An 8787-nucleotide genomic window follows, 5' to 3' on the forward strand; every position below is an offset into this window, starting at 1 on the left:
CGTTGCAAGGCCCCGAGATAGTCCGCGTAACCGAGATTGGAGCGGAGACGTTCGAAGATCTCCCAATAGCGCCCCGCATGCCTGGCCCCCACCTCGCCTTTGAGGTATGCCTTCATGTCCGCGATGACGCGATCATTATCGAGTAAGGTATTGTCTACGTCGAATAGGAAAACGAGATCGGCCATGGCTTAAGTCGCAGGTGCGATGTCGAAAATGACGAAGCTGTCGGGGAGCAACGGCGGACGCGCCTTGGGATTGTCGGGCGTAGCGGCGGGCGCGGGGCCGAATCCGGCGGTGGATAGGAACAAATGATGCGTCTTCGGATCCAAAGCGATGGTCCTGGCGCCTTTCTGGGTCGGAAGCGTTTGTAGCACGGAATAATGATCCTTGTCCGCCGCCTGCACAATGGTCAGCGTCCCTTCGCCGTTGGAAGCGAAGATGCGTTTCGAGTCCGGATCGTAGGCGACCCCGTCGACGCCGGTTCCGATGGGCACCGTTGCCACCCGCCGGCCGGTTGCGGCATCGAGCACAATCATCATCTTGTTGGAACATACGCTGAACAGCCTTCCCGCCGCCGTATCCATGGCCAAACCGCTGGGCTCCTCGCCGGGAGCCAGCGACCAGGTCTCGAGGACCTTGGCCGACTTCGCGTCCAGTACCGCGAGCTTCCCCGCATCCTCAAGGTTCAGGAATATGCGTCCCTTGCCATCGGCCACGGCCACTTCAGGCTTGCCGTTCAAGGCGAGGGTCGCCACTACGCTGTCCGTTACCGCATCGAGGACGGTGGCATTTTTGGTTTTCCCGTTGAAAGCGAATACGCGCTTGGAGGCAGGATCGAACAGGATCGCGTCCGGGTTGATCCCGGTAGCCTTAACCTTGCGCAAAGTCGCGAGGGACTTGAGATCGAATACGGTGATCGCGGTATCCTTCCCGCCGCTGATATATCCCTTCCCCAATTCGGGAGCGAGGGCGATGCCATGAACGCCCTTGGTGTCCGGAACAGCGCCCAGCAAGGCTCCGGTGCGTTCGTCCATCACCTGGGTCTGGTCGCCATGGGAAACGAAGACGCGGCCCGAGGCCGGATCGGCAGCCAGGAAATCCCATCTTCCATCGCCGGGCAGATGAAACTTATTCGCGATTGTGTAAGCCGGACCGGGCGCGGCGCCCGACAACGTCGACAACAGGGGGATCAATCCTGCGCTTATCCATGGGAATCGTGCCATACCATGCCTCATAGGTTCAGGGGAAACTAGGAAAAGGACCGGTCCATAAAAAGCATTCTATGCAAGGATGCGGTTCGAAGCGCTACGGGACGAAAAACGCCAAGCGTCACAGGTTTACGCTGACACCCAATCCCACGAGCCAGAACTTGTACGGCGCCGTGCCGCCGGATTCGCGTTCCCATTGCGCGTGGACGCCCGCATCCAGCCATTCGAAGAAGGAATAGGCGTAACCCGCGCCCAAGGTGAGGATGCGCGCCGACGCGGGCTGCGAGGGGAATTCGAGTCGCGCCGACAAAGAGATCGCATGGTCCCCGGGATACCAGTCGGCGTCCGCCTCAGAAGCGATCCCCTGGACCTTGGAAGTGGAATCCGAATCCGTGCACGCCTTCCCATTGCCGTTCTTGCCGGTGCATTGCCGGACGCTTTGGGTTTGCGATTGGTCGTAGCCGCTGGCCTCCAGGGCGAACTCGAAATCGCCCAGGGTCTTGGTAACGGTGGTGTTACCGCTCCAGGTCCGGAAGCTGCCTGCGATATCCTCGTACCCGCCTCCGATGCGCCATTCCCAGGTGCTGTCCGCGTCGAAAACAAAGGTTTGGGAGATGTCGGCATTGCCCTGGAAATCCGCAGATGCGGCGGCTTTCTGTTTCACGGCCCGGTTTACGCGGTTGGAGACGTACAGTGTGTAAGCATATCCCGCTTCGCCGCCCAGGGAGAACCCGCCCAGGCGGTAACGCAAACCGGCAAGGGCTTCGGTGGCTTGGACATCCCGCTTGGGTACGCTTACGTCCGAAACGGCGGTGAGGTTTTCGGTGAAGCGGCCGGCGCCCGGGAATTGCCGCAGCGAAAGCCGCAGCGTGTCCTTGGGATGGAGGCCGTTCTCCGATTTCCGGCCGTGCCCGAAATCCAGGCCCTGGCCGAAAAAGAATCGGAGATGCCGGGGCGGGGACTCGGAAGAATCCGAAGCGGCGGAATCAGGCTCCCCTACCCCGGGAACAGTGTCCCCGGCGGAAGGAAGCCCCAACAGAAAAGGAAGCGCGAAAACGGCGAGCAGCGTTATTTGACTTCCGCTTTCGCTTCATGCTTGTCTTCGCGCTTCTCCTTACGATCCGCGCGCAGCTCCTTGCGATCCTTACGCTTCTCTTTGCGGTCCTGGCGCAGCTCCTTGTGATCGCCTTTCGCGTCCTTCCCGTCCTGCTTCAGATCCTTGTTGTCCGCCGTGACCTCGGCGCGATCCGCTTCCAGCTTGTCTTCGCTGGCGCCAGAGGCCTTGTCTTCCTTCAGCTCTTGCTTGTCGCCTTTCTTCTCCGCTCGGTCCGCCTTGATTTCCTGGCGATCATCCTTGAGCGCTTCTTTATCGCCCTTGATCTCCTTCTTATCCTGCTTTACTTCCTTGCGGTCATGGCGGATCTCTTTCTTGTCCTGCTTGATTTCCTTCGCCTCCGGATTCGGAGTCGTGGCGGGTTCATCCGACCAGGCGAAAGCCAAGGCGCCCAAGACTAATCCGCTGTAGAGAATGCTTTTCATATCGTTTCCTCTCGAAGTGTTTTGCAACCCATAGACCCCCGCGCAGCCCTATTCCCATAGGAGGGGTGCCCGAATGACACCCGCACGAAGCGGCCTTGAATAAAGGATAGCAAATAAATCGTTATCAATTCAACCACAATTGTTTATTTTTTATAAATCATAAAATCTAATAATTAGCTTTTTTTAAGCTTTTTTTACCCATACTCCCGTTATCTATTATTCCATAATCATTCTATGTTTTGAGAATCTTTACTGCTATGCCTCCTGGCATGCCTGCCAATCTGATGCCAAGATCCAAATGGCCGACGGGGATCGCATCCATGACTTTACTTCGACGCCTCGCATGAGCAGGAGCTTGAGGTCGATTCGTGGAACAGTTACGGACTTCCTACGATCGCACTTGGAAAAAAATTTTTCAAGGTCTGCTTTTCATTTCATGGGATTGGTCGCATTTTTGCCGCGGGCGACCGGATTGTTTCATTTATCCATGGCGATGCCGCTGTTTGCGATTGTATTCCCATCATCCGAAGGAAGCCGTCCCGGCGACCCTCGCTACCGAATCCGATAGGATTCGTTCCGAAGCCTTTCTGTTTGATGCCTGACTGCCATCGAAGCTCTCCGGCCCAATGTCGTCATGGCCAATGACCCCCGGTTTTGATAGAATTTGGCAGTCGTCAACTGAACCGGCTGACGAGACCGAGTGAGTAGTCCATGACTCTCCAATTACCAATTAATATGGTCAATTACAGCCGCCGGTTTTTACTCGGCGGTTGCGCGGCCTCCCTGGCTCCGCCTATTCTTCCGGAGTCCGGAAAGAGGAGGAAAGTGAAATATGATTAGGCAATTCATACTGCTACCTTTCTCGTCCTCATTCATGATGGCTGCCTTGGCCTTCGTTTCACCGAAGATCTCCACGGCGGGCCCCCTCGAAGATCTCAAGCCGGGCCAGTGGGTGGAGCTTCCCTGCACGAACAAAATCCGGAACGTCCTCCCGACCCCCATTCCCGATGGTAACGGCCCCGAGAAGATCATCGATGCCTGGAATAGCGGGGTCTATGACACCAAGCGAGACCGCTTGTTGATTTGGGGCGGCGGCCATCACGATTACCAAGGGAACGAAATCTACGCTTTCGATATCGCCGCCTTCACCTGGGAACGCGTTACCGATCCTTCCGCCACCCCCGTCGCGGTGCATACTTATGACGGGATCGAGTACCTTCCGCGTTATGACAAAATGTTCAGCCAAGGCGGCTCGGTCTGGCCCACCGGCAATGCTACCACCACGACCTACACCTTCGACATGGCCTCCCTGACCTGGGAAAAGCGGGCGAACACCCCTCTTGATGGAATGCTCGGCGTAGTGAGCGCGTACAATCCTACCGATGGAACCGTCATCTGGGACGGAGCCGGCGACAGCTTCGGCCGCCTGTCCATCTATGATCCCGCGAAAGATACCTGGACCATCCGCGGTAGCGATGCCTTCGGAAACTATCATCAGACCGCGTCCTTTGATCCAAAACGCAACATTTTTCTGCGTCTGGGAGGCGGCCTGTCCTTATATTACGACCTGTCGCAAACGGGAAAGGTCGCGGCGAAAGCGGTCAACGCCAGCGGACCGGCTACCTTGGCAGGGGTCAATTATCCGGGCGTCGATTACGATCCGGTCGCCGAGGAATTCGTGGCCTGGCACGGCGGCGCCGACGTGTATTCCCTCAACATGGACACCAAAACCTGGTCCAGCGTCGCAGGGACCGGCTCCAACCCCGGAACCGCGGTGGAAGATGGAACCTTCAATCGCTGGCGCTACGTTCCCTCCCGGAACGTATTCCTGGTCGTGAACAGCATCGATGGAAACGTCTTCGCCTATCGGAACAAGGCTGGTTCTTCGGCGCCTAAGGCTTACCTGGATATGCTGGCCGGCCAGGACGCGGGCCTTCGGGACCGCGCCCCGGCAGTATCGCCGGGGCTTTCGGCTTTGCCGGGAGCGCGGGGGCTCGCCCGCTTCCGCTTCGTCGGCGCGAAAGGCCCGGAATGCCCGATCCTCCGCATCGTGGACGGCCGCGGCCGCACGGAAGCGGTTCTGACCGGCGTCGCGCTGGGTTCCGGATGGGTGGAGTACACCTGGAGAAACCCGAACCTACATACCGGCGGGCTCTTCGCGGAAACCCGTGCGGGAGGGAAAATCTTGCGGGCCCGCCTCCTGCCGCAGCCCTGAGTGGGCAGCCCCGTTACCTCCCCGCCGGTTTTTCCGTCGGCGCCTTTTGTTAGCCAAAAAGCCCACCCTGAATCAATAAACGCGACCGTCTAGGGCGGATGGTATTCCGAAGTTCTCGAATGGAAACGGTATTCTCCGGCTTCCTAATGCGGATTCTGGTTCGAGAGACCATTTTTGGGACGGGCAAGAACCGGGTCGGCCAAGATAGTGGATAGGAAATCGGGGGATAGCATGCACGCCAAAATATTATGTGTCGTTACGGGGATTACGGTCGGTATCCTGCAGGCGCAGACCGTCGATCTGAAGGGCCGGGTCATGGCGGGCGGGGCCCCCGTTGCCGATGCCACCGTGGATTTGAAGGTGAAGGGAACCTCCACGAAAACCGCCGCCGACGGCACCTTCTCTTTCGGCACGACCGCGCTCGCGCCGATGGGCGGACCGGCCTTGGATTACCATTTGGATGCCGGTTTCCTTTCCCTGAAAATCGGCAATCGTGTGGACCTGCGGTTGGAGATCTTCGCTAACGACGGCCGGCTGCAAGGCTCCATCGATCGCAGCCTGGAAGCGGGCAGCCATCGCATCGCCTTGGCGGATGCCATGCCCGCGAGCGCGAACGCCGGGTTGTATTTCCTACGGATGCGGATCGGCGGGGAGTCCGTGTCCCATCCCTTCTTCCATTCCGGGACCGGATCGGCCGGGACGGTTTTCGCCCCGGCCCTGCGGGTCGCCTCGGCGAAGCGGGCCGCCGCCGTCGATACGTTGCGCGTCAAGAAGACGGGGTATCAGGATCTCGCCAAGGAAATCACCAGCTATACCGCCGGCAATCTGGGCGACTTGACCCTGACGGCTACGTCCGCGGACGGCTGGGTCAATCTCTTCAACGGCAAGGACCTCACCGGCTGGACGCCTCTAATCCATCTGTCCAAGGTCGGGGTCAACACCGACAGCACCTTCAGGCCCGATCTGGAAAATGGCGGGATCCGCATTTCCTATGATAATGCTACGGGGAGTTACGGCGGGGATAAATGCAAGTGCGGGCTCCTGTATTACAACCGGCCGCTTACCAACTACCGCATCCGGGTGACTTATCGCTTCTTCGACCCTCAGATAGCGAATCCGCCGTCGTGGGGAAAAAACAATTCCGGCCTGATGATATTCGGCATCGATCCGGCCAAGGTAACCGGGGATCCGATATACCCTCCCATCGTCGAAATCCAGATCTTGGGCACCCCCAGCGCCGGCGGCAGCACGAATGCGAATGAATGCGAGATGAGCCAGTTCGTCAATCCGACCGTTACCGCGACCCATACCGGCAGCTGCGGAAACAATAAGGACAGTAAAGCCTCGGGTTCTGGCAAAACCGCGCCTGCGGCCGGTGTATGGACTACGCTCGAGGCGGACGTGCATATCACGGGCGATACCAAGGTGTACCAATTGCCCGATACTACCAATCCGGTCCTGATTATCAGCAACCCTAAATACGGCTCGCAACCGGTCACGAGCGGATACCTGGCATTGCAATCGGAGAGCCAACCCATCGTGTTCAAGGACATCCTGCTCAAAGAACTGCCGCAGTAATCCCCACTCACGTTCGTGACTGGAAGGATAATCGTGACGACGGTTCCGCCGCCCAAACCGGAGGTCAAGGACGGGGGTGAAACCCCTTCCGTTTTCGATTACACCGATTATCGTCGCTTCCTGAAGGCGTATTACGAACATCAGAAGCGGAAGAATCCCGCCTTCTCCTACCGGTATTTCGCGCTCAAGGCGAAAGTGAATTCCTCCGGCCACCTGAAGAACGTCATCGACGGAAAGCGCGGCTTGGGCCGGGGCCTGATCGTGCGCTACGCCGAGGCCATGAAGCTGAAGAAAAAAGAGGCCGAGTACTTCGAGGGCCTGGTCGATTTCAACGAGGCCCGCACCGTCGAGGAGAAACGCATCTTCTTCGAGCGACTGCTCGCGCTCCGCAAGCCCGAGGCGCATCAGGTCCAGGCCAGCCAATTCGAGTTCTACTCCAAATGGTATTACACCGCCGTCCGGGAGTTGATCGGCATGACCCCGTTCCGCGGGGACTGCGCGGCCCTGGCGCGCGCCTTGGATCCGGCCATCCGCCCCGAGCAGGCCGAGAAGGCCGTACGCGTGCTGGAAGAGGCCCAACTCATCGTCAAGGATGCGAAAGGGCGATACCGGCAGGCCCAGCCCTTGATCACCACCGGACCCGAAGTGGAATCCGTAAGCGTCGCGCAGTACCAGATCGCCTGTATGGATCTCGCGAAAGAGGCCATCGATCGCCATGAGGCCGGGGTGCGCGATATCTCCACCCTGACCTTGAGCCTAACCTCCGAAGGCTTTTCTATGCTCAAGGAAGAGATCGTTTCCTTCCGCAAAAAGCTGTTGTCGTTGGAGCGCAACTTCCTGGCTCCGGATCGCGTCTACCAGTTGAACCTGCAGTTCTTCCCGCTCTCCAAGTTGCCCGCGGAGGAGAAGCCATGAGCCGACGGATTAGGTCGGTGGCTTCTCTGTTGGCGACAGCCTCGCTGACGGCGGCCGTTCTCGTCGGTTGCCTGGCGGGGTCGGAAACTGGCAATCCGTCCAAAGGCCTCACCGGCCGGATCCAGACCTTGGACGGGCTCCCCGCCGCCCGCACCCGCGTGGTGCTGGTCCCGGACGGTTTCGTTCCCGCCGATGCGCGTTCGGCCGCGGCCTTGCCCGCGGTGACTACGGATGCGAACGGGAAATACGCGTTCCGGGACGTCGCATCGGGGCGTTACAACGTGGAAGCGATAGACCCCTCAGACGGCACGCGCGCCCGCGCCGAAGGTATCATGGCGGGGGATTCCCTGGTTGAAATCCCGACCCAGACCCTCGGTGTCCCCGGTTCCATCGCCGCCGCCCTGCAGGGAGCGGCCGATACCCTGACGGGGTTCATCTATTTGCCCGGCAGCACCTTCCGCGCCGCCGTGCGCGCCTCCAACTCGGTGGTCCGCCTGGACTCCCTGCCTCCCGGCCAAATCGATTCCCTCGTTTACGGGAGCGCCTCCAGCCTGCCTCCCCGTACCTTCGCCTGGAACCTGCGCGTACAACCTTCGGCGGTTGATTCGGCTTCCGGGCCTTTCCTGGCCTGGCGCCGCTCCGTAGCGCTCACCGTGGACGCGGGGCCCGCCGGCGCCAAGCTCTCCGCCAACGTGGCGGGAATCCCCATACGAATCGCTTTGCCGGATTCCGTCCTGGGGTCTGGCGCCAAGGACGGATCCGACCTGCGGGTCGCCAATGAGCAAGGCGCGGAACTTCCCTGCGAGGTCCAATCGCAAGGCGGTTCGGCCGCGTTATGGGTAAGGATGGATACGGTTTACGCGGACAGGCCCACGCTCATCCGCCTTTACTGGGATTACGGCGGCATCGGTCCCTTGCTCGCTACCAAACCGGGGAACGTCTTCTCCCCCGCCGACGGCTTCGCGGGAGCTTGGCATCTGGACGAGGATCCCTCGGCCAACAAAGGACGCCTCGCCGACGCGTCCGGACAGGGCAACGACGGGATGGCCCTGGGCTATACGGCCTCGGGATCAAGCGAGGCCGGCGTGGCCGGGAGCGCCCTGAAGTTCGATGGCAAGTCCCAATTCGCGGGAACGAAGCTCGCCTTCGACGATCCCGAAGCCTTCACCGTCCTCATCTGGTTCCGGGCCGGGCATGGCCTGGGCGGCCGCATCTTCGAATTCGCCGACAAGGATACCAGCCGCGCCGCCTACTGGGACCGCTTGCTGCATCTCTACCCGGACGGCACCTTGCACTACGGGGTATTTCCGCCCGATAGCGCGGGTAAACCCC

General features: G+C 59.9%; 8 protein-coding genes. 4 read left to right on the top strand and 4 right to left on the bottom strand.

Annotated features, from left to right (window positions below):
* From JF616_00495 to JF616_00510, 4 genes are all read right to left on the bottom strand, one after another.
* A partial coding sequence (locus JF616_00495; GenBank protein MBW8886205.1) for an HAD family hydrolase occupies positions 1 to 185 on the bottom strand: 185 nt, incomplete at its 3' end.
* Positions 186 to 188: 3 nt separating this feature from the next.
* Positions 189 to 1181: a YncE family protein gene (locus JF616_00500; protein ID MBW8886206.1), complete on the bottom strand. Its 993-nt coding sequence runs from the start codon at positions 1179 to 1181 to the stop codon at positions 189 to 191.
* Between the two features lie 148 nt (positions 1182 to 1329).
* Positions 1330 to 2244 carry a hypothetical protein gene (locus JF616_00505; protein MBW8886207.1) on the bottom strand — a complete coding sequence of 305 codons (915 nt, stop codon included), beginning with the start codon at positions 2242 to 2244 and terminating at the stop codon, positions 1330 to 1332.
* Positions 2245 to 2276: 32 nt separating this feature from the next.
* On the bottom strand, positions 2277 to 2747 hold the full coding sequence (locus JF616_00510; protein MBW8886208.1) for a hypothetical protein: 471 nt from the start codon (positions 2745 to 2747) through the stop codon (positions 2277 to 2279).
* 832 nt (positions 2748 to 3579) lie between these two features.
* Here JF616_00510 and JF616_00515 point away from each other — a divergent pair.
* The 4 genes from JF616_00515 to JF616_00530 all read left to right on the top strand — a co-directional run.
* Entirely contained in the window at positions 3580 to 4962 is a 1383-nt protein-coding gene (locus JF616_00515) for a hypothetical protein (protein MBW8886209.1), read from the top strand.
* A 231-nt stretch (positions 4963 to 5193) separates the two neighbouring features.
* The gene (locus tag JF616_00520; protein ID MBW8886210.1) at positions 5194 to 6540 is read left to right on the top strand and encodes a DUF1080 domain-containing protein; all 1347 of its coding nucleotides are present in this window, start codon (positions 5194 to 5196) and stop codon (positions 6538 to 6540) included.
* A 33-nt stretch (positions 6541 to 6573) separates the two neighbouring features.
* Complete coding sequence (locus JF616_00525) at positions 6574 to 7455, top strand: TIGR02147 family protein (protein MBW8886211.1); 882 nt, start codon at positions 6574 to 6576, stop codon at positions 7453 to 7455.
* Positions 7452 to 8787: hypothetical protein (locus tag JF616_00530; protein MBW8886212.1), on the top strand; the 1336-nt coding region annotated here is incomplete at its 3' end. The genes JF616_00525 and JF616_00530, both read left to right, overlap by 4 nt.

This window comes from Fibrobacterota bacterium, from assembly GCA_019509785.1.
Lineage (GTDB): Bacteria > Fibrobacterota > Fibrobacteria > UBA11236 > UBA11236 > Chersky-265.